The organism is Haloplanus rubicundus (genome assembly GCF_003342675.1).
GTDB classification, from domain to species: domain Archaea; phylum Halobacteriota; class Halobacteria; order Halobacteriales; family Haloferacaceae; genus Haloplanus; species Haloplanus rubicundus.
Window position 1 is genome coordinate 193,036 of sequence record NZ_CP031148.1, and the last position, 21,640, is coordinate 214,675.

General features: G+C 67.2%; 20 protein-coding genes. 7 read left to right on the plus strand and 13 right to left on the minus strand.

All coding sequences use genetic code 11. The features are described from left to right. Positions 1-89: 89 nt before the first annotated feature. Positions 90-2,858 carry an alanine--tRNA ligase gene (gene alaS, locus DU484_RS01895; protein ID WP_114604965.1) on the minus strand — a complete coding sequence of 923 codons (2,769 nt, stop codon included), beginning with the start codon at positions 2,856-2,858 and terminating at the stop codon, positions 90-92. Between the two features lie 144 nt (positions 2,859-3,002). On the opposite strand from alaS, the gene DU484_RS01900 reads away from it, so the two are divergent. Then, positions 3,003-3,722, plus strand: coding sequence for a DUF429 domain-containing protein (locus DU484_RS01900; protein WP_114604966.1), 720 nt, complete (start codon positions 3,003-3,005; stop codon positions 3,720-3,722). A gap of 10 nt (positions 3,723-3,732) precedes the next feature. Here DU484_RS01900 and DU484_RS20675 read toward each other — a convergent pair whose 3' ends face one another. Beyond that, complete coding sequence (locus tag DU484_RS20675; RefSeq protein ID WP_394338750.1) at positions 3,733-8,088, minus strand: LAGLIDADG family homing endonuclease; 4,356 nt, start codon at positions 8,086-8,088, stop codon at positions 3,733-3,735. A gap of 79 nt (positions 8,089-8,167) precedes the next feature. Between DU484_RS20675 and DU484_RS19870 the strand changes: the two genes are divergently transcribed. Together DU484_RS19870 and upp are read left to right on the plus strand one after the other, a co-directional pair. After that, complete coding sequence (locus tag DU484_RS19870) at positions 8,168-8,344, plus strand: hypothetical protein (RefSeq protein ID WP_187347745.1); 177 nt, start codon at positions 8,168-8,170, stop codon at positions 8,342-8,344. A gap of 76 nt (positions 8,345-8,420) precedes the next feature. After that, the gene (upp, locus tag DU484_RS01915) at positions 8,421-9,095 is read left to right on the plus strand and encodes a uracil phosphoribosyltransferase (protein WP_114584507.1); all 675 of its coding nucleotides are present in this window, start codon (positions 8,421-8,423) and stop codon (positions 9,093-9,095) included. Between the two features lie 101 nt (positions 9,096-9,196). Here upp and DU484_RS01920 read toward each other — a convergent pair whose 3' ends face one another. Continuing rightward, entirely contained in the window at positions 9,197-9,811 is a 615-nt protein-coding gene (locus DU484_RS01920) for an IMPACT family protein (RefSeq protein ID WP_114604967.1), read from the minus strand. Continuing rightward, positions 9,811-10,311: an amino acid-binding protein gene (locus DU484_RS01925; protein WP_114604968.1), complete on the minus strand. Its 501-nt coding sequence runs from the start codon at positions 10,309-10,311 to the stop codon at positions 9,811-9,813. Before DU484_RS01925 ends, DU484_RS01920 begins: the two co-directional genes overlap by 1 nt. Positions 10,312-10,527: 216 nt before the next feature. On the opposite strand from DU484_RS01925, the gene DU484_RS01930 reads away from it, so the two are divergent. Continuing rightward, positions 10,528-11,382, plus strand: a complete 855-nt coding sequence (locus DU484_RS01930) for an SDR family NAD(P)-dependent oxidoreductase (protein WP_114584510.1) — start codon at positions 10,528-10,530, stop codon at positions 11,380-11,382. A gap of 16 nt (positions 11,383-11,398) precedes the next feature. Here DU484_RS01930 and DU484_RS19370 read toward each other — a convergent pair whose 3' ends face one another. Both DU484_RS19370 and DU484_RS01935 read right to left on the minus strand, forming a co-directional pair. Then, complete coding sequence (locus DU484_RS19370; RefSeq protein ID WP_157969231.1) at positions 11,399-11,566, minus strand: hypothetical protein; 168 nt, start codon at positions 11,564-11,566, stop codon at positions 11,399-11,401. A 45-nt stretch (positions 11,567-11,611) separates the two neighbouring features. After that, positions 11,612-12,568 carry a 3-hydroxyacyl-CoA dehydrogenase family protein gene (locus DU484_RS01935; protein WP_114604969.1) on the minus strand — a complete coding sequence of 319 codons (957 nt, stop codon included), beginning with the start codon at positions 12,566-12,568 and terminating at the stop codon, positions 11,612-11,614. A 127-nt stretch (positions 12,569-12,695) separates the two neighbouring features. Between DU484_RS01935 and DU484_RS01940 the strand changes: the two genes are divergently transcribed. Further along, positions 12,696-13,502 (plus strand): N-acyl homoserine lactonase family protein, encoded by an 807-nt coding sequence (locus tag DU484_RS01940; RefSeq protein WP_114604970.1) that lies wholly within the window; start codon positions 12,696-12,698, stop codon positions 13,500-13,502. 173 nt (positions 13,503-13,675) lie between these two features. Here the strand turns inward: DU484_RS01940 and DU484_RS01945 are convergent, their stop codons facing one another. Then, positions 13,676-14,500: a hypothetical protein gene (locus DU484_RS01945; protein WP_187347746.1), complete on the minus strand. Its 825-nt coding sequence runs from the start codon at positions 14,498-14,500 to the stop codon at positions 13,676-13,678. A 426-nt stretch (positions 14,501-14,926) separates the two neighbouring features. On the opposite strand from DU484_RS01945, the gene DU484_RS01950 reads away from it, so the two are divergent. After that, complete coding sequence (locus tag DU484_RS01950) at positions 14,927-15,898, plus strand: C-terminal binding protein (protein ID WP_114604972.1); 972 nt, start codon at positions 14,927-14,929, stop codon at positions 15,896-15,898. Here the strand turns inward: DU484_RS01950 and DU484_RS01955 are convergent. The 4 genes from DU484_RS01955 to hisA all read right to left on the minus strand — a co-directional run bounded on the left by DU484_RS01955 (position 15,895) and on the right by hisA (position 18,545). Beyond that, positions 15,895-16,164: a hypothetical protein gene (locus DU484_RS01955; RefSeq protein WP_187347747.1), complete on the minus strand. Its 270-nt coding sequence runs from the start codon at positions 16,162-16,164 to the stop codon at positions 15,895-15,897. The genes DU484_RS01950 and DU484_RS01955 overlap by 4 nt on opposite strands. A gap of 46 nt (positions 16,165-16,210) precedes the next feature. After that, positions 16,211-16,795 carry an imidazoleglycerol-phosphate dehydratase HisB gene (gene hisB, locus DU484_RS01960; protein WP_114584516.1) on the minus strand — a complete coding sequence of 195 codons (585 nt, stop codon included), beginning with the start codon at positions 16,793-16,795 and terminating at the stop codon, positions 16,211-16,213. A 95-nt stretch (positions 16,796-16,890) separates the two neighbouring features. Continuing rightward, positions 16,891-17,763 (minus strand): serine O-acetyltransferase EpsC, encoded by an 873-nt coding sequence (gene epsC, locus DU484_RS01965; RefSeq protein WP_114604974.1) that lies wholly within the window; start codon positions 17,761-17,763, stop codon positions 16,891-16,893. A 59-nt stretch (positions 17,764-17,822) separates the two neighbouring features. Next, positions 17,823-18,545 (minus strand): 1-(5-phosphoribosyl)-5-[(5-phosphoribosylamino)methylideneamino]imidazole-4-carboxamide isomerase, encoded by a 723-nt coding sequence (gene hisA, locus DU484_RS01970; protein WP_114604975.1) that lies wholly within the window; start codon positions 18,543-18,545, stop codon positions 17,823-17,825. 179 nt (positions 18,546-18,724) lie between these two features. Between hisA and glmM the strand changes: the two genes are divergently transcribed. Then, complete coding sequence (gene glmM, locus DU484_RS01975; protein ID WP_114604976.1) at positions 18,725-20,086, plus strand: phosphoglucosamine mutase; 1,362 nt, start codon at positions 18,725-18,727, stop codon at positions 20,084-20,086. On the opposite strand, the gene DU484_RS01980 is transcribed toward glmM, so the two are convergent. Both DU484_RS01980 and hisI read right to left on the minus strand, forming a co-directional pair. After that, positions 20,083-21,204, minus strand: a complete 1,122-nt coding sequence (locus DU484_RS01980; RefSeq protein ID WP_114604977.1) for a DUF7118 family protein — start codon at positions 21,202-21,204, stop codon at positions 20,083-20,085. The genes glmM and DU484_RS01980 overlap by 4 nt on opposite strands. Further along, a complete protein-coding gene (hisI, locus tag DU484_RS01985) occupies positions 21,201-21,566 on the minus strand; it encodes a phosphoribosyl-AMP cyclohydrolase (protein WP_114584521.1) in 366 nt (121 codons plus the stop codon). The genes DU484_RS01980 and hisI overlap by 4 nt, the downstream gene beginning before the upstream one ends. Positions 21,567-21,640: the final 74 nt, after the last annotated feature.

Genomic DNA, 21,640 nt, shown 5'->3' on the forward strand with positions numbered 1-21,640 from the left:
CGCGGTTCCGCATATGAACCTTCGTCCGGAAAATTCAGCGCTGATAGTCGCGCGATGGCGGAACGGATCGACGCTCGGCGGGGGCGAGATTACGCGTTCCGGATCGCCCGGAGCACGTCGGGAGCGTCGTCGAGGGCGTCGTCGAGGGCGTCCACCTCGGGGCCGCCGCCCTGCGCGAAGTCGGGGGGGCCGCCGCCGCCGCCGCCGACCTGTGCCGCGAGGCGTCCCACGACGTCGCCGGCGTTGATGTCCACGTCGTCGGGGACGCCGACGACGAACTGGGCGCTCCCACCCTGGGCACTCCCGAGGACGGCCACCGCCCCCTCGTCGACGATGGCGTTCGCGGTGGCCCGGAGTTCGTCGGCGTCGGCGTCCATCCGCCGGATCACGGCGCTCACGCCGCCGACGTCGACCTCGTCGGCGTCGGCCGCGGCCGCGCGCACCTCCGCGAGTTCCTCCTTCAGGCGGTCGATCTGCTTGCCCCGCTCTTTCCACTCCTCGAAGAAGCGTTCGGCCGTGTCGGGCACCTCCTCGGGCGACACGTCGAGGACCTCTGCCGCCTCGTAGAGGGCGTCCTCCGTGCGCTGGGTCGCCTCGATGGCCGCCTCGCCCGCCGCGAAGACGATGCGCTCGACGCCGTCTTGGATCGGCTCCGTTTTGAGGATCTTGATGGCGCCGATGTCACCCGTCTGTGAGACGTGCGTGCCGGCACACGCCTGCACGTCGTCGTCGACGTGGATGAGGCGGATCTGCTGGCCGGGGGGGACACCCCCCTGATACAGGTCGAAGCCGTGTTTCGCCTCCGCCTCGTGGCGATCCGGCCACTCCTGGGTGACCGGGCGGTTGTCCGTCACCACCTCGTTGGCGACGCGCTCGATTTCTTTCACCTCCTCGCGGCTGATGCGCCGGAAGTGTCGCACGTCGAGGCGGGACTGGTCGGTCCCCTTCTGGGCGCCGGCCTGTCGGACGTGGTCGCCGAGGACCTGCCGCGCGGCGTAGCCGATGACGTGGGTCGCCGTGTGGTGGCGCATCAGGCTGTAGCGGCGCTCGGCGTCGACCCGACCGCGGGCGAACTCGCCTTTGCCCGGATTGCCGTCCGTGCGGTGAAGGACCACGCCGTCGCGGCGCTGTACGTCTGTCACCTCGACCGTCGTCTCGTCGGTCGAGAGGGTGCCCGTGTCGGCCGGTTGCCCCCCGCCTTCGGGGTAGAACATCGTCTGATCGAGCACGACGTCGTAGCCGTCCTCGCGCTCGAACACGTCGAGAACGACCGCTTCGAACTCCGTGCGCTCCTGGTCGTCGTAGAACAGGCGGTCGGTCTCGGGCAGGTCCGCGAGGCGGTCGTCGCGGTCGGCGGCCGCCTCCGACGCCCCTTCGCCCTCGTGTCGCGCCGCGACCAGCCCGTAGAAGTCGTCGGGCACGTCGACCCTAGCGCCGTGGTCCCGCGCGATGTCGGCGACCATGTCCGGCTGGATGCCGTGGGAGTCGTAGAGTTCGATCAGCGTCTCGCGGGGGATGGGTTCGTCGCGGGCGGCGTACTCCTCCGCGATGCTCTCGACCTTGCGGGAGCCGCGTTCGAGCGTCTTCCGGTACTTGCCCTCCTCGGTCCGCACCATGTCGCGGATGGTGTCGCGGTTGGTGTAGCCCAGCCGTTCGGCCTGCATGTCGACGAGTTCGTCGAGCGGCGCGTCGATACCCAACCCGTCGACGAGGCGCTTGGTCCGCCGGAGCACCATCCGCGCCAGATAGCCCGTCCCGACGTTCGAGGGGACGATGCCGTCGCCGAGCATATAGGCGAGGGTTCGACAGTGATCAGCGATGGCGTAGATATCCTCGAGGGGTTCGAGCAGGGCCGAGAGACGCGCGGCGTCGACGCCGAGTTCCTCGGCCACCTGGGAACGCGCCGACGCGAGGTCCTCGACTTCGTCGATGTCGAGATAGCCCGAGAGGCGGGCGGCCTCGCGGATGAGTTCCTCCTCCTCCGCGGAGTGATCGATCCCCGCGTGGTCCGTGAGGAAGTCGATCATCTCGGGGTAGATGGCCTCGTAGACGGTGGGGGTCCCCTGACTCATCCACGTCCACCGCTCCAGCCCGTAGCCCGTGTCGACGATGTAGGTGTCCATCGGGCTGTAGCGGTTGCCGTCTTTCATCTCGTACTCGCCGTCGGGGTCCTGCTCCATCGACATGAAAACGAGCGTGGCGAGTTCGAGGCCGCGGTAGATCACCTCGAACGCCGGGCCGGCGTTGCCCCCGCCCACCCACGGATCCTCGATGTAGGTGACGTCCGCGGGGTCGACGCCCATGTGCTCGAAGAAGCGGTCGCAGTACTCGACCGTCTCGTCTTTCCAGTACACCTCGCCCTCGTAAGCGTAGTCGTCGGCGGCGTCCTCGCGGGTGTTGAACGCGTGGTGGGCCATCATCTCGAAGGCCATCGTGTGCCGGCCGGTCTTGCCCACGTTGTCGATGTCCTGCATCCGGATGCAGGGCTGACTGATCGTCAGGGGGTTCGCGGGCGGCGGCGTCTCGCCCGACGTGACCAGCGGCTGGAAGTCGTAGATGGACGCCTGCGTCAGGAGGACGTCGTCACGCCAGCGGTTCGCCGCGACGGGGTAGGGATCGATGCGCTCGTGGCCGTTGTCCTCGAAAAACGAGAGGAACGCCTCGCGCATCTCCTCCAGCGTGTACGCCTCGTCGAAGCCCGGATTGCCGATGAACGCGTAGTCGTCACAGGGCGGCTCGCCGCAGGTGTCGCGCTCGACGCGCGACCAGAAGTGTGCGCCACAGGAGGCACACTCCTGTCGAGTGAACCCCTCCTCCTCGAAGTAATCGAGGCGATAGGCGTCTTCGAGTTCGCTCATTACCACCTCATTGGCCCGTCTCCGCGTAAAACAGTTCCGGGACCGCTGACTCGGGCGTGATCGACCGATGGCGACGAGGCGCTCATCGATCGTCGACGACGGCGGCCCCGGCGAATATATGTCCGTCACGCCCCTCCCCTGCCCATGACAGCCGTCGGCGTCGACTGGGCGAGTGGGTGCTGGGTCGTCGTCGTCCACGAGGGAGACGACGCGACCATCACGACCGAACCGGCCATGCTCAACGTGTGGCGCGAGCACGGCCGCGGGGCCGACGCCGTCCTCGTCGACATCCCCATCGGCCTGCCGGAGACGGCCCCCCGCGCCTGCGACCGGGCGGCCGCCTCCCTGCTCGGCGAGCGACACAGTTCGGTCTTCGACGTGCCCTGTCGCGCGGCCGTCGACGCCGGCGGCTACGAGGCGGCGCGAGCCGAGAACGGCGGCCGTCTCGGGAGTCAGAGCTGGGGCCTCGTCCCACGAATCCGCGAGGTCGACTGCTTTCTCGACGCCCACCCCGCGGCCGAGGCGCACGTCTACGAGAGCCACCCCGAGGTGTGTTACGCGGCGTTCGCCGCCCGGACGGACGCCGACGACCCCGGCTCGAAGCGAGAGACCGAGGGACTGGACGCGCGGCTGGCGATCCTCGACGCCGTCGACGAGGCGTTCGGCGCCGCGGTGCGTGCCTTCGTCGAGGACCGGCGCACCGGCCCGCAGTGGCACCACCGCATCCAGTCCGGACGCCTCGACGACGTCCTCGACGCGGCCGTACTCGCGCTCACGGCGAGAGGGGGATCGTTCGGCGTCCTGCCCGCAGGTCGGGACGCCGACGACCGGCAGGTGATCGTCTACCCGGACGACGGGGCGTGACGGTGATGGCTCACTCGTCTTCGAGCGCCAGCGCCGCCAGCATCGCCTCCAACTGCACCCGCTCGTTCGCCCCCTCGGTGATGCGGTAGTCGGCCTCGCCGAGCCGTTCCATCAACTGGACGGTCCGGCGGTCGTCGAGGTCGAACTCCCACGCCGACCGGTGCAGTTGATCGATCACGTCGCCGCCGGCCATCCCGGAGTCGACGAGGAGGGTCTCCAGGGTGGAGCGCGCCCGCGGGAAGTCACCCTCGATGGCGGCCTCGACCATGGACTCGATCTCCTCGGGCCGGGCGGTACTCGTCACCAGATACACCGCTTCGTCGTCGACGACGTCGCCCGTCGTCGCCGCCGCCTGGAGCGTGTTGATCACCCGCCGCATGTCGCCGCCGGCGGCGTAGACGAGGGCGTCGAGACCGTCTTCGGTCATCTCGATGCCTTCGGCCTCCGCGATTTCCCGGGCCTGCGCCGCGATGGCCTCGTCCGGGAGCGGCGAGAACCGGAAGACCGCACACCGGGACTGGATGGGGTCGATGATCCGGCTGGAGTAGTTACACGAGAGGATGAAGCGGGTGTTGTCGGCGAACTGCTCCATCGTGCGGCGGAGGGCTGACTGGGCGTCGGAGGTGTTGTGGGTCAGAACCCCGTTGGCGAGCATGAAGTTCGGCGTTCCCTCCATGCTGATGTTGTAGGCTTCGCCACGGTGACTGTAGTCGATGCGGCTGATTTCTGCAGTTTGAACCGCACGTAGCCCGCCGTCCGAAAGGACCGCAGGCTCGAACTCCGCTCGTTCGTAGTGTTCGTGATGGGGAAGATCGCCGTCGCCGACGACGACGAACGTGTATTCGTCGCCGTAGATGTCGAGGAACTCCTCCACCTTCTCCGTCTGTCCCCACAGTTCGGCGACCCCTTTGACCTCGATTATCGTATCGCCGACCAAGAAGTCGGGATGGTACACCGATTCGGACAGTTCGAACGACGGTTCGTACTCGTAGTCGATGCCCGCGTCCTGCAGCGCCTTTCCGACCTCGTACTCCCAGTCGGACCGGACGAGGTGTCCGAGTTCGTCGCTGTGTCTGACGTTCCCACCAGTCGGCTCGTGTCCCTGCAGTGCGTCCGAGACCTTCTGTGCGACCTCGGGATCACGCATCGGGTTGTTGTCGCCGCTGATGTCACAGACCGGGTAATCACAGTTTTCGACGCTCTTCTGAATGATCGCGGCTCTCTCGTCGTCGTCCAGACTCGCCCACCACTCCGCGGAAGAATTCCCAATGCCCTCCTTTACCCGTTCCGCGTCGGCGTCGACAACCCACTCCTCCCACGGAGTCCCCGAGCGCATCTCACTGATCGTTTTTCGGACCCACTCGACCGTCTCGTTGTCCATCTCCCAGACGTGGACCCCGTGGAACTCTCCGCCGTAGTTCGGGTTGTTTTCGCCCGCAAGTCGTCCATCCGAGAGTTTCTCGACGATCTCTCGTCGGCGCTCGTCCGACCACGTCGTCCCGTGCATCGGATTCTTTTCGCCGCGCATGTCTCGGCTGTGCCCCTCGTCCTTGCAGTCGACCGAGCAGAACCGGCCCGCAGTCCATGCGTCACAGATTTCACACTGCGACACGCCGATGTCGTCTTTGAAATCGGCGATTTCGTCGCCCGGAGACAGGTCCCGAAGCTCCTTCTCGACGAGGCGGCCGTCCTCGCCGACGACGAAGAAGGGGTGAGTCAGACTCGCCAGTATCGTCCGGCCATCTTCCAGTTCGATTTCGAAGAAATCCGCGACGCCGGAGTCGACGAGTGTCCCTTTGTCGGACTGGATCTCGTTCGTCTCGAAATCGACTGACTGGATCGGCTCACCGTCGTCAGCCACCTCCTCTATCGGTTTTACCTCCGGACTTGACGGATATCCGGTTACGACTTCGGTCCCGGGCGGCACGCACAACGAGTCCGCCTCGTCGAGGAAGATCACCCGATAGTCGAACCCGCCGAAACTCGACCGCGCGAAGTTCTTGATCCGGTCGCGCACCACGTCGATGCCGCGCTGGTCGGAGGCGTTGAGTTCGAGGAAGTTGCCCCGCCAGTCGTCGCCGTACACCTCGCGGGCGATGGCCGTGGCGCAGGTGGTGTTGTGCATCACCGACGGCACGCCACCGGCGACGTAGTTGCGGGTCTCGGGGACGGTGAGATCGTAGACGCGCCGGGGTTCGTCGACCGACTCGACGGATTCGACCTCGTCGAAATAGAGGTCGCCGCTGGTGAGCGTGTGTAACGTCGTGAGTGCGTCGAGGACCGCCGCGGACGGGAGGCCGGACGCGATCGACCGAACGCGATCCGCGATGGTTCGGAACCGCGTCAGCGACCCGAGATCGTTGCCACCGTCGAGGAGGCTCTGTACGTCCGTCCCGTGCATGTCCGTTCCGTCCGCGACGTGTGCGTAGGGAACGTCCAGCGTCTCGATGGCGTTCCGGAGCGTCGCTCGAACGTGCTCGACGTCGACGCCATCCTCGTGAAGCTGATCGAGCAGTTCGACCGTTCGGTCGGTGCTGGGCGTTCGGCGACCGTCTGCGTACTCCAGTAGTCGGTCGGATCGGACGCCGACCTGCGCGGCGAGGGTTCGTCGCGTCTCGATTGGCTCCAGTTCGCCGCGCGTGCCGATCCACGTCGCGGGAATCGCAGCGACTGCATCGAGGTCCGCGGCGAGTTCGTCGATCCGTTCGAGCGTCCGCTGTGCGTCGTCGAGACGCGCCGTCGCCGCGTCGACGAGTTCGTCGACGCAGTCGAGATACTGCTCTCGACCGGGGGTGTCGGGGTTCAGACTGTCGGGGACGTAGTCGCCTTTCGTCAGGTAGAGCTGCTCACAGAGCGTGTCGACGGCGGCCTGTGTCGGTACCGTATCGTCGTTCGGATTCGGGTCGCGGGCAGCGTTGGTGGCGAGCCGTTCCGCCTTCTCGTCGAGCGTGAAGCCGACGTGTTCCGCGAACCGTTCGAGATGGCGGGCGCTGGAGACGTACAGCGTGTGATACTCGCGTGCAGTCCCCGAACCGTTCGTCGGCGCCTTCCGCTCGCGCTTGCGTCGACTCGGGATGCCGAATCCCGAGAGCAAGTACGAGAGGAGCGTGACGAGGTGTTCGTCCTTCTGTGTCAACTCGATAATCCCGTGTTCGGTAACGTGGGCCTCGGCGTCGAAGACGGCACGGAGGAACGCCGCCCGACTCGCCTCGTCGGCGCGGACGAGCGTGGAACCGATGCCGACCGTCCCGCCGCCGACGTCGAAACAGGCGCCGAGGAAGTGCGTCAGCGTCCGCGTGTGAAGCTCGCGGTACGGAACGTCGTCCTGTGCTCCCTCACGTGGTTCGAGACCGAACACCGACTCGGCGACGGTCTCGAACCGGTCGAGCAGGTCGTCGTCCGTGTTGTAGAACTTCACCCGACCGCCGTCGATTTGGGCCTCGCTCACGGCCAGTCCGACGAAAGACGCCAGCGCAGGCGTGAGTTCCCACGGCGGCGTGATCGGCTCGGAACGCTGGTTGTTCCGGGTGACGTACTGGACGGCGGTGACGTGCGTGCGTAGTTCGTCGCGGGAAACGTCGAGGCCGCGGAGGTACGACAGCGAGCAGACGGTGCTCGGTTCGTCCAGCGCGGTGTCGAGATTCCGGCGGTACGATCGGACAGTCTTCGTCGTAGTGCCGGCGGCGGCCGCGATAGTGGCGTCCGATTCCCCACGTCGGAAGCCGGCGACCGCGCGCTTCTTTTTGCCGACGTAGTTCTCCTCGACCGGGATGTCGTGGTCGGCGGCGAACGACTCCGTGACGTGAACGACGGTTCGGTCACCGTCCATCGCGTCCATCCAGTCGAGGTGACCGTCGCCCTCGGGCAGCGGCGTTCGGCGGGGACGGACGACGCGGGTCCCGGCGGAGAGGTTGCCGGCACGCACCCACTCCAGTCCGTCGTGAGTCACGGCCAGGAGTCTGTGTTCCGGCGTTACGGTCAGGTCGTTTCCGTCTCGCGTCGTGACACGGACGAGGTCGTCCGTCGTCTTTCCGAAGACGTGCGACGGCGTCGTGAATTCGAACGACCCGTCGTCGCGGAACGTCAACACTTCCACCCCCGCGTCCGGCTCTTCGAACCCGTCCACCTCCCCGACGACGTCACCGATTCGCTCGACGCCACGGTTCGTCAGGACCGGCGTCTCGCCGGTTACGCACTTGCCAACCCCGGCCGGACCCGAAAACAGGAGGTGCGGAAGGTCGTCCTGTGCGATGTAGCTCCGCAGGCGGTCGACGATGTCGTCCTGTCCCTTCACGTCGTCGAGGGTCTCCGGACGGTACTTCTCGATCCAGATTTCCCGGCCCGTCGCCCCCTCGGCATCGCTCATACCAGTACGGAGGGGCCGGTTCGCACATAAACTCCCCGAGACGGGGAACGTTAAGTACGCGCCCGGACCACCGGATGACATGGCCTCGCAGGGCGATCCGCGCGTGCTCTTCGTGATGAACCTCGTCCTCTCCTCGATATTCGCGGTCGGCATCGTCTGGGGGCTCGACTTCGTCGGCCTCGTCGGCTTCACCGTCTGGAACGTCGCCTCGCTCGCGCTCCTGTTGATGGCGGTGACGTACGTGGTGACGCGGTGAGGCGGGCGCGTCACCGACCGCGTTCCGAGCGCGACGATAGCGCGTTTTATTAGCCTCGACTCGCGGAGTAGCGTGTATGACCATCGAGGATCGAGAGGAGGCGTATCTCGTCACGCACGCGCTCGCCAAGGACACGCTCTCGAAGATTCGCGACGTGGAGACGGAACAGGTGGCCTTCCGGAAGGGGCTGGTGAAACTCGGCCGCATCTGTGGCTACGAGATCATCGACGGCGCGATGGACACGGAGTACGTCGCCATCGAGACGCCGATGGCCGAAACCACCGGCGAGCGGGTGAAGGGGTTAGACGACGTGGTGATCATCAACGTCCTCCGCGCGGCGACGCCGTTCGTCGAGGGGCTGTTGAAGGCCTTCCCCCGCGCCAAACAGGGCGTCATCAGCGCCGGCCGCGACGAGGAGGCCGGCATGAACGAGGACGGCGAGTTCCCCATCACCGTCGACTACGTGAAACTCCCCGAGATTCGGGAGACGGACACGGTCATCGTCGCCGACCCGATGCTCGCCACCGGGTCGACGATGTGTGCCGTCCTCGACTACGTGCTGGCGGACGCCGACCCCGAGAACCTCTTCGTCCTCTCGGCGGTCAGCGCCCCCGACGGCCTCCTCCGGGTCGGCGAGGCCGTCCCCGAGGCCGACCTGCTGACCGTCGCCATCGACGACCACCTCGACGAGAACGGCTTCATCGTCCCCGGACTGGGTGACGCGGGTGACCGCGCCTTCCGGACGAAGTAACCCCTTCCTTTCGCGTCGAAGATCGGCCGACAACGTCCAGTTCGAGCGTCGAAAAATCTCCATCGAAACCGACCCGGGGACCGCTCTATAGCGCTCGGTAGTCATGACAACTCGACCCGGCCACCGGTCGCGCTCCGCAGGCGGTCACGGAGGCCGTCCGCGTCGGCGACGGGGACGCGCACCTCGAAGGTCACCCGGGCCTCGTAGGCGGCGTCGAACTCGACGCCCACGCTTTCGAGGATGCCGCGGACGGTACCGGAGTCGTCGTAGTCGACGGTGGCCGTGAACCGCTCGTGGGGCCGTTCCTCGACGACGCCCGCGTCGTCGACGGCGTCGGCGACGGCCCGCGAGTACGACCGCGCCAGCCCGCCGACGCCGAGGTTCGGACCGTTCTTGTAGCGCACGACGGCGGCGACGACGTTCCGGAGGTCACGCTGGACGAGGACGTTCAGCGCCGGATCGCCCGACGAGCCGGACGGCTCGCCGTCGTCGCTGCACCACTCCCGCAGCAGGCCGTCCGCGTCGCCCTCGTCCTCGGGGACGCGGTACGCGGGGACGACGTGGCGAGCGTCGGGATACGCGTCGTTCACGGACGCGACGAACGCCTCCGCGTCCGCGACGGACCGCGCCGGGCCGGCGAAGCCGAGAAACGTCGAGCCGTTCACCTCGACCCGACACTCCCCCTCGCCGGCGACGGTGCGGTACGTCTCGGCCATCAGAACTCGACCCGGCGGACGTACGGCAGGTCGCGAATCTCGACCAGCAGGTCGCCGGGGAGGGCAGCGTCGGTGATGACGTACAGTTTGGGGTCGTCGACGAACTCGGGGTCCTCGCTGATCACCTGCCGGATGGAGATGTCCCGGTCCGCGATGGCGGTCGTCACGTCGGCGACGATGCCCGATTCCGTCTCGTCGTCGACCCAGACCGTCAGCACGGAGAGGTGGAGGACGGGCGCGAGGTCCATCAGGCTGGGGATGGCGGTGATGTTCTGAAAGATGCGACGGAGTTCGGGGTCGTCGAGGATGGCGTCGGTCGTCGAGTCGACGACGCGGCGGTCCACGTCGATTTCGCGGGCGATGCCCGTGTTGGGAATCTCGATGCCGCCGGAGACGACCCGTCCCTCGTCGTTGACGGAGAAGCCCCGTTCGAGCAGGAGTCGGATCACCGCCTGCTGGCTCGGACTCCCCTCGAATTTCCCCATGATCTCGTCGAACATTCGTCGTCGGAAGTTGACCGGGACGGTTGATATAGTCTCGGCTCCGATGGAAAGCAACGAACGGAACAGGATGGCGGCCTCCCGGGGCAGCGGGATTCGGTGACCGTCGTCTCGGTCAGTCCTGGCCAGCACTCGATACGTCCCGTCCCAGCGGCGACGGTCCGCAGACACGGCCCGTATGCTTATTTGCGAGAGTGGGAAACGTGTTTACACATCATGTCAGATGAACGAATACAACCGCCGGAGATTCACGCCGAGGACATCTTGATCCTGGATGAGCCGGCATTCTGCAGTGACAACGTCGCGGTCGTGACGGGTGCAGCGAGCGGGATCGGGCGAGCGACGGCCATCGCCTTAGCGGCCAATGGCCTGACGGTCGCGGCGACGGACATCGACGAGGACGGGTTGGCGGAGACGAAAGCCCGGAGCGAGGAACAGGCGCCCAGCGGACGGATTACGACGATTCCCGGTGATCTGACCAGCGATACGGACATCGAGGAGATCGTCGCGGACGCGGCGGACCTCGGGACGATCAAATATCTGCTGAACATCGCGGGCGCACAGCACATCAGTCCGATTTCGGAGTTCCCGATGGACGCCTACGATCGACTCCACGCGATTATGCTCAGAGCGCCGCTCTATCTCACAAAATTGTGTCTCCCCGAGATGCAGGAGTCGGCCGATGGGCGAGGCTGTATCGGGAACATGTGTTCCGCACACGGCCACTATGTGACCGCGGACAAGGTCGCGTACAACATCTCCAAATTCGGGATTCGTGGCTTGACCCAATCGATCGCGGCGGAAGGCGACGGGGCGATCAGATCCTTCTCCGTGAGCACGGAGTACGTCAAGACACCGCTGGTCACCGACCAGATTCCGGACACCGCCGAACAGCGGGGACTCACGCCGGAAGAAGTCGTGAGCGACGTCATGCTCGCCGAATCACGCTCGACGGAGATGATGGAGCCGATCGAGGTGGCCAACCTGTTCACGTTCGGGCTCTCCCACCACGGGCAGCATCTGAACGGCGCCGATCTCAGGTGGGACGGCGGGATGACGCTGACCTACTGAGGGCTCGCCGACCCGTTCATTCGGTCACCGTGATCTCGTCGGCCGTGTTCGGCACGAGACAGAGGAACGAGCCCTGGTCGTCGCCCAGTACGACGCCCTTGTGGAGTCCAGCAGCAAGGTCGACCGTCTCGTAGTCGACGGCCGCGGCGTGACGGACGACGGGGCTTGGCTCGGGTTCTGCCATCGGCGTGAAGATTCGTGAGCGAGAACGTGGCTCTATCACCGGGACTCACTCGGCAAATGCCTCCTCGTACGCATCAAGCATCGCGAGCAGTTGTTGATCGCGTTCGTCGGCGAGTTGGTCGAAGTCCGCGCCCTCCCAATCGTAGACGCCGTGCCCGGTTTTCACGCCGTAGTGGCCGTCTTCGACGAGTGACCGGAGTGACTCCGTCGGCTCGGTGCCGCGATCGATCTCTTTGAGCAAGTAGGACATGACCTCTTCGTACACGTCCAAGCCGGTGAAATCGGATTTCTTGAACACGCCGAGGACCGGCACGCGGAATCCGAATCCGGCTCTGACGGCGCGGTCGATATCCTCGGCGCTCGCCACGCCTTTCTGCAGGAGCGACCACGCCTCGAAGTCCATCGCCATCTGGATGCGGTTCCCGATGAACCCAGGGATATCCTTTTTCACCTCGACGGGTTCCTTTCCGACGGCTTCCAGGAGGTCGTACGTCCGCGAGACCGTCGTGTCATTCGTCTGATCACCCCGCACGACCTCGACGAGCGGGACGATATGTGGCGGGTTGAACCAGTGGGTCCCGACGACCCGACCGGGATCGTCGACAACACTGGCGATGTCCGTGATGGAGAGGCCGGAGGTGTTCGTTGCGAGAATCGCGTTCGCGGGCGCGTACCGATTCAAGCGGGTGAACACCTCGTGTTTGATCTCCAGGTCTTCGGTCACCGCCTCGGTCACGAGATCGGCGTCGCTTACGGCCTCCTCGATCGTCTCGTGGTACGAAATGCGCTCGGTGATGGCCGATCGGTCGTCGGCCGACAGGCGCCCCGCGTCGGCGAGGGTCGCAAGCGCGGTGTCGATATTCGTGCGTGCTTGCTCGAGTGCCTCCGTCGACGCATCGTACAGTCGCACAGTCCGTCCATCTGCAGCGTAGACCGTCCCGATGCCATAGCCCATCGTCCCCGCCCCGACGATGGCGATCGTGGTGAATGAACTCGACTCCATGCGCGGATCGAGTGGGCCTTCTGTGTCAGATGGCTAAACGGTTGTGGATGCGTAACACACCACACGAACTGTGTGGCCAAATGGTTCCGTAGGAAACATTTAGTTCGTCCCGTCGCAACGCCAACCCATGGTAGAAGCTACCATAGACCTGTTCAGTCGGGGGCGCATGCAACTCGACCCACACTTCATGAAAGAGGGGGCGGTGTTGGCGTCGATGGAGAATCCGAATCCGACTCTCGAACGGTTGGATGCCTCGATTCACAACGCCATCATCGAGCATCCGGCGGGGACGTTTCTGTGGGATACGGGCTCCCATCCGGACGCCGCCGACGGCTACTGGCCGGCCGCGCTGTACAATCTCGTCGAACAGGACGACGCCGCGGACCACGAACTCGACGCCGACCTCGCGGCGTTGGGCTATGACGTGGCAGATATCGACTTCGTGATCCAGTCGCATCTCCACCACGACCACGCTGGTGGGCTCACCTATTTCGAGGGGACGGACACCCCGATCTTCGTCCACGAACGGGAACTCAAATACGCCTACTACAACGGCGCAACCGGCGAGGATCACAACCCGTACGTGATCGAGGATTTCCATCGGGATCTCAACTGGCGGGTCATCCATCGTGACCGGACGATGCCATTCGAGGGCATCGAGTTCGTGCGGTGTCCGGGACACACACCAGGGATGATGGCGACGATCGTCCACTGTGACGACCCGGGGACGGTCATCATCGCCGGCGATGCTGCCCACTTGGAGTTCAACTACGAGAACGAACATCCGATCGGCGGGGCGCTGATCGACGATAAGCGCGCGTGGTTCGAGAGCGTCCGCGAACTGAAGGAACTCGAACGAACGTACGACGCGACACACGTTATCTGCGGCCACGACATGGACCAGTTCCAGCGACTCGAAGGTCGTATCACCTGACTGAACCGAAGGGATCCGTCGCCAGTGGCTGGCGGCGGCGTCCGCGTCGCCGCAGACGAGGCATTCGAGTCACACCCACGACTCAAGGAAGAGGATCTTTCGGCCGCATCTGGACCGTGCGCGACCACGCTACGGACACCCGGCAACGACCGACTCGGGGATGACGCCGCTACTCATGCCCCGCCGTTCTCGGACGTCTCAGGGACGGCCGTGCTCGAAACGAACTCGACGGTGTCGTGGACGAGCCGCTCCGAATAGCCCGCCACGAACGCGAGCGTGATGTATAGGGGGCCGCTGCTGTCGTCGACGCCGACGGAGATATCCAGGAACCCGGACAACACGAAAAAGAAGACGGCGAGCGCGGAGATCGCGCCGACGATCATCCGGATCAACGCGGCCTGCCGACCGGAGAGATACTGGGGCGTAGTCGTCGAGGTCGACCGATTCTTGATCGACCGGATCCCGAACAACACGGCACCCAGCATTCCGAACAGGACGATATACAGCAGGAAGCCGGCGGGAGCCCGCTGACTGCTACCGGAGTCGTCGCCCGGGGGACCGGAAGCCGTCTCGTTCTGTGACGGGGTCGATGTTGCGGGTGGCGATCCGGTCGGTGTCGGTGACGGCGTCGCATTGGCCGTTGCATTGCCAGTCGGCCCGGATTGCGGCGTCGACGTGGGGGACGGCGTGGCTGTGGGGGTCGCCGTCACGTTCCCAGCGCCCCCGCCGTCGACAGCGTCACCCGCGGCCGCGGCAGTCACATCGGCAAACGGCGAGGGCAGGCCCGCGACACCGATACTGAAGATCGACACAATGATCATGAGGAGGACGACGGCGAGTCCACCGATTGCCAGGTAGTTGATCTGTGTCTGCAGATGGCGTCGCTTCAGATGGACATCCTCGTACCCCTTGTGGAGGAGTTCGGTGGCCGACTGCAGATCGGGGATTTCGATTGTGTTCCGTATCGAGCCGTCGTCAGTCGTGAGTCGGCGCTGCACCGCCCTCGCTCGCCAGCCCAACCCGGAGCCCTTCGCTTCCTCGACGAGTTCGTTCGCTTCCCCCTCGATAGCGTTCGTATCAGTACTCTGGAGTTTGAGTCGCTTGGCCGCATGCAGGTACGCCCAGCCCCGTTCGATATCGCCCTCATCGAGTGCGATACTCGCCCTCCCGAGCAGACTCCGACCACGTCGAACCCACTCCGGGGTGGTGTCGCTCTCGACCTCACTCGCGGCCGTCTTGAATTCGGCTCGAAACGAAATCAACTCGGCTTCGAACCGACGGCGAGCCCACCGGTCCGTGGTCCAGCTCCCGATCATACCTGCCCCAACAGTTATTTTTCCTACAGGTCGGGGCTACTAAGTGTTTCTGCAGGGACTACGGTACCGTCCGAACCCTTTACCACCCACTCGCCCGTGCCCGCGACCATGGCCCACACCGTCGTCTTCACCGACCACACTTTCGGCGACCTCGACATCGAGCGCGAGGTTCTCGCCGAGGTGGACGCCGAGTTGATCGACGCCGAGGCGAGCGACGAATCGCTCGAAGCCGTCCTCGCCGACGCCGATCCCGACGGGATCATCGCGATGTACGCCGACGTGGACGCGGACCTCCTCGACTCGATCCCGAACTGTCGGGTCGTCTCCCGCACCGGCATCGGCTTCGACACCGTCGACCTCGACGCAGCCACCGAACGCGGCGTCTACGTGACGAACGTGCCCGACTACTGCATCCCCGAGGTGTCGGATCACACCATCGCCCTCCTGCTCGCGCTGGCGCGCAAGGTCGTCGACTACAACGACCGGGTGCGGGCGGGCGAGTGGGACGTGACCGCCGGGCGGACGATGCGTCGCCTCGACGGGTCGACGCTCGGCCTGATCGCCTACGGCGACATCGCACGCGCGGTCGGCGAGAAGGCAGCGGCGCTCGGCATGGACGTGATCGCCAACGATCCCTACGTCGACCCGGACGACGTGCCGGACTCGGTGACGCTCGTCGACGACCGCGCGGAGCTGCTCGCCGAATCCGACGCCGTCTCGATCCACGCGCCCCTCACGCCCGCGACCGAGGGGCTGATCGGCGCCGACGAACTGGCGCGGATGAAGGAGACGGCGTTCCTGCTCAACACCGCCCGTGGCGGCATTATCGACGAGGACGCGCTCGCCGACGCGATCCGGGTGGGCGAGATCGCAGGCGCCGGCCTCGACGTGCTCGCGGAGGAGCCGCCGGACGAGGATTCGCCGCTGCTCGGCCTCGACGACGTGATCCTCACGCCCCACGCCGCCTACAACTCCGCGGAGAGCGTCGTCGAACTCCGAGAGAAGGCGGCCCGGAACGTCGCGGCGGCGCTCGCGGGCGAGGTGCCGCCGTACGTCGTGAACGAGGCCGTACTGGACTAGGCGATCCGCGGCTGGCGGTCACGCCGCGCCCGCGCGGCCTCCGCCAAGACGACCCGGTCCGAGCCGTCCAGTCGACGAACCAGCCCCTCCTCGGCCAGATAGCGGACGGTCGCGAGGGTCGTCAGCAGCGGCAGTCGGAGCCGGTCTGCGATGCTGGCCGGCGTCGCGTCGCCGACGCGCTGGAGGTACAGCACCACGAGCTTCGAGGTGTCGCTGTCGAGCCTGTCGAACGCCTGCATGCTCGCTTCCTCGGCGGCGGCGTTCAAATAAGTAACGACGGGCGTCGAAAGGGAGTACGACAGTAGTTGAACTTTAGAGTTCGCCCTTCGTACTCGGCGTGTCCGAGCGTCGGTCGTCGATCCGGGTGGCGTCGTCGAGGGTGCGCGCGAGTGCCTTGAACAGCGCCTCCACCTCGTGGTGGGCGTTGTCCCCACTCACTTCGACGTGAAGCGTCAGCCCCGCCTGCATCGCCAGCGAGCGCGCGAAGTGCCGTGCCATGACGCTCGTGAAGTCCCCGACGCGTTCCTCGGAGAACGTGCCGTCGAAGCGGAAGAGCGGGCGGCCGCTCACGTCCACCACCACCGAGGCGACGGCCTCGTCGAGGGGGACGCGCCGGTCGGCGAAGCGGCGGATGCCGCGCTTGTCGCCGAGGGCCTCGTCGAACGCCGCGCCGAGGACGAGGGCCACGTCCTCGACGGTGTGGTGGTCGTCGATCTCCAGGTCGCCGTCGCAGTCGACGGTCAGATCGAAGAGGCCGTGTTTGGCGAACGACTCCAGCATGTGATCGAAGAAGCCGACGCCGGTGTCGACGCGGGCGTCGCCCTCGCCGTCGACGTCGAGGGTCAGATCGATGGTCGTCTCCGCGGTTTCGCGGGTGCGGGCGGCCGTGCGGTCCATACGCGACCCTCGCGGGGCGCGCGTAAGTCGGTTTTGGGCGGGGCGTCCCGACATCGCCGTGACGACACGGCACGGCCGCCGCGTTCGGTCGCCGGCTATCCGTTCGGCTTCCGCTCCTGATCGGGGTGGTCGGAGATGAAGACGCTCGTGTTGGGCGGAACGTCGTCGGTCACCCAGGAGTTCGCGCCGATGCTCACGTGATCGCCGATGTCGACCGGCCCGAGGACGTTGCTCCCCGCCCCGATGACGACGTGGTCGCCGATGTCTGGGTGGCGCTTGTACCCCTTCGCAAGCATGTGTTCCTCGCCCTCCTCCTCCTCGAAGTGGAGGGCGCCGAGGGTCACGTTCTGGTAGATGCGGACCCAGTCGCCGACGGTGGCCGTCTCGCCGATGACGACCCCGGTCCCGTGGTCGACGAAGAAGTGATCGCCGATCTCCGCCCCGGGGTGGATGTCGATGCCCGTCTCGCTTTTCGCGTACTCGGCGAGTTCGCGTGCGTACTGGAACTGTCCGTCCTCGTAGAGGGCGTGTGCGACCCGGTGGGTCAGGATGGCCTGAAATCCGGGGTACGACCGGATGATCTCGCAGTAGCTCTTCGCGGCGGGGTCGCCCTTGTACGCGGCCTCGACGTCCCGCTTGAGGGTCTCCCGGATCGCAGGCAAGCGGTCGAGCGTCTCGTCGACGAGACCGGTCATGTCGGGCGCGTCACGATCCGAATAGGCCGCGGTGCCTTTCAGGATGCACGTTCCGAGCCGGTTCAGACGGTCGCGAGTCTCGGCGGGGTCGTCCAGCAGTTCCGTCCCGTTCCAGCAGCGGGGAAACAGGAGCCGTCTGAGGTGGAGTGGTTCGTCGCGCAGGAAGTCGCGGCGCGGATACTCCCGCGAGTCGTCCGTTGGGAACGGCGATTCGTCCGCTCGGTAGGCGTCGACGAGTTCCCGGTGGGTGTCGCCGGTGTGATCGTAGTCCATTTACCTGATTGTTGTCGCTGGCGAGTAAAGTCGTTCCCCTGCGTTGGCGTCGGCCGGGATCAGGCGTCCATCGCGTCGGCGAGGGTGAAGGCCCCCTCGTACAGCGCGGTGCCGACGACGACGGCCGCGGCGCCGGCCGCCCGGCACGCCCGCACGTCGGCCAGCGTGGCGACGCCGCCGCTGGCGATCACCGGAATCCCCACCGCATCGGCGAGACGTTCGATCCGGTCGGCCCGCACGCCCGCCAGCCGTCCCTCCACGTCCACGTCGGTAAACAGGATGCCGCCGGCACCCAGGTCCTCGTACCGCCCCGCGGCCTCGACGGGGTCGAGTCCGGTCCCCTCGGTCCACCCGGAGACGACCACCTCGTCGCCCTTGGCGTCGAGGCTGACGACGACGCTCCCCGGTCGCCGGTCGCTGATCTCGCGAACGATGTCGGGGTTTTCGACGGCCGCCGTCCCGAGGATTACGCGGTCGACGCCCCGGTCCAGCAGGGAGAGGGCGTCCTCGGCCGTCCGGATGCCGCCGCCGAGTTGGACCGGCACGTCCACCGCGTCGACGATGGCCTCGACCGCCGCGGCGTTTTCGCGTTCGCCCTCGAAGGCGCCGTCGAGGTCGACGAGGTGGAGCGTCCGGGCGCCCGCCGCGACCCACCGCTCGGCGGCCTCGACGGGGTCGCCGTAGCGTTTCTCCGTGCCGCGCTCCCCTTGCACCAGTTGCACCACCTCGCCGTCCTGCATGTCGACGGCGGGGATCACCTCGAAGGCCGGAAACTGCGTCATACCGGGGAGAGGGCGTGGTGGCGTAAAGACCGACCGATCCCCGTGACCTCCATGGCCGTTCACGGGCCCCTCGCGGGACCACCCCGGACTCACTCCGCTCGTCCACTCGCTCCCACGGACCCCTCGCGGGACCGCCGCAGACGCAACGGATTTGTGCCCCGCCCGACGACCCTCTCTCGATGGAACTGTTCGGTTCGAGCGGTACCCGCGGCGTCGTCGGCGAGGAGTTCACACCCGAACGCGTCCGGCGGGTGGCCGCGGCCGCGGCCGCCGTCTGGGACGCGGACCGCATCGCCGTTGGCCGCGACACCCGTCTCTCGGGGGCGCCCTTCGCCGACGTCGCCGCGGGTACCCTCGCCGCCGCCGGCGCCGACGTGGACCGACTGGGAGTCCTTCCCACCCCCGGCGTCGCGTACTACTGCGCGACCGAGGACGTCCCCGCCCTCGTCCTCACCGCCTCGCACAACCCGCCCGAGTACAACGGCATCAAACTCCTCGGAACCGACGGGACCGAACTCTCCGTGGACGCGTACGAACGGGTGGAACGGGCGGTGGTGGACGCCGATCCCCCACTCGCCCACTGGGACGGCGTGGGCACGACCCGCCGGATCGACGGCGTCGGCGACGACTACCGCGCGGACCTGCTAACGGGCGTCGACCGCGAGGCCGTCGCGGCCGCCGACCTGACCGTGGCGGTCGATCCGGGCCACGGCGCCGGCTGTACGATATCGCCCGCCTTCTTCGGCGAACTCGGCTGTACGGTCCGGACGGTCAACGCTGACCCGGACGGCCACTTCCCCGGTCGCGATCCCGAACCGGTCGCCGAGAACCTGACCGCCCTCCGACGGCTCGTCCGCTCGACGGACGCCGACGTGGGGATCGCCCACGACGGCGACGCCGACCGGGCCATCTTCGTCGACGAGCGCGGCGAGATGATCGACGGCGACACCTCCCTCGCGGCGCTCGCGGCCGCCGAACTCGGCGACGGCGACGTCGTCGTGGCCGCGGTCAACGTCTCCCAGCGGCTGGTCGACGCCGTCGCCGCGGCGGACGCTGACCTCGATCTGACGCCCATCGGCTCGACGTACATCGTCACGCGGGTGCGGGAGCGTCGCCGCGCGGGCGACCGGGTGCCCGTCGCCGGCGAGGGCAACGGCGGGGTGTTCTTCCCCGAGCACCGCCTGACCCGCGACGGCGCCTACGTCGGCGCGAAGTTCCTCGAACTGCTCGCCGACGCCGACCGGCCGGCGAGCGAGGTGGTCGCCCCCTACACCGACTACCACTTCGTCCGGGAGAACCTCGCGTACGACGACGGCGACGAACGCGCCCGACTCCTCGACGCGGCCGAGGCGTACGCCGTCGCGGCGGACGCCGACCTCGATACGACCGACGGCTACCGCCTCGACTACGGCGACGCGTGGCTCCTCGTCCGTCCTAGCGGCACCGAGCCCAAGGTTCGGATCTACGCCGAGGCACGGGACCCCGAGCGAGCGCGGACGCTCGCCCGGAACCTGCGTGACCACCTCGAATCGGCGCGCTAGTCGGCCTCGGTGTCCGCGAGCGCCGCCTCGATCCGCTCGCGTTCGTCGCGGGCGGCGGTCAGTTCCGCCTCGACCGCCCCGCGTTCGAGTCGGTCGCGCTCCTCGTCGTCGAGTTCGTCGCGGGCGAGCGCCGTCTCGCGCAGGCGTTCGTAGTCCACCTCGTCGGGGAGACGGCGGAGTCGACGCGCCTTCGCGACCACCTCTTCGGGCGCGAAGCGGGCGACGACCGAGACGAGTTCGGCCGCCCGATACCGGAGCCGGTCGGCCGACGGCGGCGGCCACGACACCGTCAGTGGGTCGGCGTCCAGCCGTTCGAGATACGTGCGGTGGGTGGCGACGCGCGTCCGGAGCGCACCGGGGTCGTCGACGTAGTGCGAGAGCTTCGAGGACGAGTAGTCGGCGTACTTCAGGAGCGTGGGGATGGACTCCTCGCCCGCCGGATACGTCTCGACGTACTCCCGGAGGTCGTCGGGCGGTTGGGGGAAGGCCGCGAGCGGGTACGCCTCGCTCGCCTCGACGACGCGGAGGACCTCGCGGGCGCTCGCCTCGCGCCGGAAGTCAGTCCACGCCGCCCGCACCGACTCGTCGTAGGATTCGATCGGATCGCGCAGGCGCTCGACGGGGGCGTCGAGGTCGGCCTCGCCGAGCCGCTGGAGGCGTTCCAGCCGGTCGACCCGGTCGTCGAGTTCCCGAAGCCGTTTCCGGGCGTCGCGGCGGGCCGTTTCGTAGCGCTCCTTGGCGGTCGCCCGCGCGTCGAGCAGGGCGGCGCGGTCGGCCGCCGGTTCCAGGAGGTCACGCGCCCGTGCGAAGTCGTCCTCGTCGAGGCGGCGCTGGTCGAGCAGGTCGTTCGCCTCCTCGAACGCCTCGCGGGCCGGCAGGTCCTCGGGGAGGCCCTCGACGAGTTCGACGAACGACTCCTGAAACTGGACGAACGCACGGAAGTCGCCGGTGCCGGTCGCCTTGCCCTCGTAGCGGTCGAGGAGGCTCGTCGCCTCGCGGTGGGCGTCCCGGACCGTCTCCAGTCGGCCCTCGCCGTGGTCCGCGACGGCGTCCCGAGCGTCGGCCAGTTCGGCCCGGGCCGACCGGAGCCGGTCGACGTGATTCCCCGCGTCGCTCATTCTTCGTACACGTCGTCGGGGTCGAAGACGCGTTCGCCGACCGTCTCCCCCTCGACGGTCCGGTAGAAACAGGAGCGGTAGCCGGTGTGGCAGGCGCCGCCCTCCTGGTCGACGAGATAGAGGAGGGCGTCGCCGTCACAATCCACCCGAACCTCCCGGACGGACTGGACGTGACCGCTCGTGGCGCCTTTGGCCCAGAGTTCGTCCCGGCTCCGGGAGTAGTAGTGCGCCCGTCCCGTTTCGCGGGTGCGTTCGAGCGCCTCGGGTGAGGCGTACGCCAGCATCAACACCTCGCCGGAGTCGGCGTCCTGTGCGACGGCGGGGACGAGGCCGTCCGAACCGAAGTCCACGTCGACGGTCATAGGCGAGACAGGGTGGCTCCACCGATAGGTCTTGTGTCGTTCGGTTCGGCGGCGCCGCGGGCGCAGGGAGGTTC